This window comes from Dethiosulfatibacter sp. (assembly GCF_983023055.1).
In genome coordinates this window covers 1-2,095 of record NZ_CEZJXU010000447.1, presented here as the reverse complement: position 1 = coordinate 2,095, position 2,095 = coordinate 1, and the positions used below count along the sequence as shown (strand labels likewise).

The following is a 2,095-nucleotide window of genomic DNA, read 5'->3' as shown; positions in this document are numbered from 1 at the left end:
GATGAAGAGTTTGATTGATTAAAGGTAAAGTCGAAATAAGAATATGGTAAAGAGGGTACCTATGGAATCTAAAAAGAATGAAGTACATAAATTGCTTAAATATGGTGAAGGTAATTCCACTTCTAGAAAAGAGCTAGAAAGAAAGTGTGGCATAAGTGATAGATCTGTAAGACAGTATATCTCAGCTCTAAGAGATGATGGAATACCGATATGCAGTTACTCGAATCATGCTGGTTATTTCATTGCTGATACTGACAAGCATATAGATCATTACTTGAACGAAAATCATAAAAGAGCAATGGTGATTTTGAAGAGAAACAAGAAGGTCCAGGAAGGGTATGGGCGAAGGGCATATGACTACACATTACTAGATTTAATGGAAGAGACATAGTATATGAGATGTATGGTAATTATCTTGGCAGCAGTAACAGATTTTATTAAATGAGGTGAATACAAGAGATGAAGAATACACTAGGTGATTTAAACAATCATTTGTTTGCGCAGCTTGAAAGATTAAGCGAGGAAGATTTAAAAGGTGCACAGCTCCAGGAAGAAATTGACAGGGCTAACGCTGTAAACAATGTAGCTTCGAGAATTATTGCAAACGGGGCATTAGTGCTCAAGGCTAAAAAAATGCAAGATGACAGGATGGATTCTGAATTGGAAATTCCTAAGATGTTAGAGGGTTAACATGGCCAGACCTCCAAAGTATTCGAAGGAAGTTAAAGAATTTATAATATTAAATTCTAAGGGCAACACTACAAAGGAACTTGTTAATCTTGTAAATGAGAAATTCGGATTGCAGTTTACTGTGGCTAAGATGAGATCCTACAAAGGGAATTATAACTTAAGAAGTGACACCCCTAGGGGCAGAAGAAAGGGTTGTATGACTAGTTCATTCCCGAAAAAGATTAACGATTTTATACTTGAAAATCATAAGGGATGTGGACCGACATTAATGACTGCATTGCTCAATGAAACTTTTGGGACAAGCTACGAGTATAGTCAAATAAAGTGGTATTACAAACGACATAAGCTGCAAAGTGGAGTTACAGGTGCTTTGCCTAAAGACTATTTGGACAGCAAAGAGAATATGCTTAAGTATTGTGTTTCTGTTAGTGGTGAAGGCATTGATCAAGCAGGATACTTGTCTATTGGAACAGAAAGAATAGACTCACATGGATATGTTGAAGTCAAGATTTCATCATTCCCAAGTAAATGGAAGGGCAAACATCATCTAGTGTGGGAAGCACATAATGGACCTATTCCAGATGGCAATGTGGTGATTTTTGCCGATAGAAACAAATTTAATATAAGCATCGATAATCTAATATTGTTATCGAAAAGACAGATGTTCATCATGAGCAGGAATAAATTATTTCAACCTGATGCAGATCTTACCAAAACAGGAGTGGCAGTTGCAAAGGTATTTGAAAAAATATATGAAAGAAGATAAGTGAGGAAATAGGATGAATGGATTTGAAGAAAGAGAGAATGAATATTGGGAAAAGGTGCTGAAGACCTTTTCTGAGGATGGATACATATATGTGCAGCCGTTGAAATTGAAGTATCAAAAAGAACTAGCTTCATGTGGTTCTAATTACAGAGTGCTGGATTCCTATGTGGTTGATAGAATGACAAAAGACAACAGGTATGACAGATTCAATGTCCCAATATGCAGTAGCTGCATGATGCCCTTATGCCCACCTGAAGAATCAGATGAATTCGACATGGACTATTGTGACAGTTGTGAAACTTCCTTAGGAGGCAATATCCATCATAGGATTATGTTCAGGAAAAAGGCTGGTGCAGAGAATGGAGATTCATAAAAGAGAGTATATAGCGTTGTTGAAACGAGAGAAGGCAGCTGAATCATGGTTGGATAGCCCGAATCGGACAGAGACTGAAATAAGTAAGCATTTAAAACATTACGAAGATATTTTAACCAAGTTAAATGAAATGATAATCATCTATAGAGTTCCTGATGACAGAGTACTATGTGGATGGGAAGATAAATAGAATAATTTGTAAACTAAAAAAGAAGCTTAGCGGGTTGGATTATAGACATTTTATAATTCAGCATTAACAAAGGGGG

Annotated in this window: 4 protein-coding genes; all 4 read left to right on the top strand. The window is 36.4% G+C overall.

What is annotated here, in order from left to right; all coding sequences use genetic code 11:
- Positions 1-61 precede the first annotated feature (61 nt).
- Positions 62-391, top strand: a complete 330-nt coding sequence (locus AC3AX0_RS12255; protein WP_487550564.1) for an HTH domain-containing protein — start codon at positions 62-64, stop codon at positions 389-391.
- 68 nt (positions 392-459) lie between these two features.
- Positions 460-690: a hypothetical protein gene (locus tag AC3AX0_RS12250; RefSeq protein ID WP_487550563.1), complete on the top strand. Its 231-nt coding sequence runs from the start codon at positions 460-462 to the stop codon at positions 688-690.
- Position 691: 1 nt separating this feature from the next.
- Positions 692-1,456: an HNH endonuclease signature motif containing protein gene (locus AC3AX0_RS12245; protein ID WP_487550562.1), complete on the top strand. Its 765-nt coding sequence runs from the start codon at positions 692-694 to the stop codon at positions 1,454-1,456.
- Positions 1,457-1,469: 13 nt separating this feature from the next.
- On the top strand, positions 1,470-1,829 hold the full coding sequence (locus AC3AX0_RS12240; RefSeq protein WP_487550561.1) for a hypothetical protein: 360 nt from the start codon (positions 1,470-1,472) through the stop codon (positions 1,827-1,829).
- Positions 1,830-2,095 lie beyond the last annotated feature (266 nt).

What these genes read in the sequence shown, in the direction of transcription:
- AC3AX0_RS12240 (WP_487550561.1), top strand. Translation starts at nt 1,470, where the DNA reads ATGAATGGATTTGAAGAAAGAGAGAATGAATATTGGGAAAAGGTGCTG.
- AC3AX0_RS12250 (WP_487550563.1), top strand. Translation starts at nt 460, where the DNA reads ATGAAGAATACACTAGGTGATTTAAACAATCATTTGTTTGCGCAGCTT.
- AC3AX0_RS12245 (WP_487550562.1), top strand. Translation starts at nt 692, where the DNA reads ATGGCCAGACCTCCAAAGTATTCGAAGGAAGTTAAAGAATTTATAATA.
- AC3AX0_RS12255 (WP_487550564.1), top strand. Translation starts at nt 62, where the DNA reads ATGGAATCTAAAAAGAATGAAGTACATAAATTGCTTAAATATGGTGAA.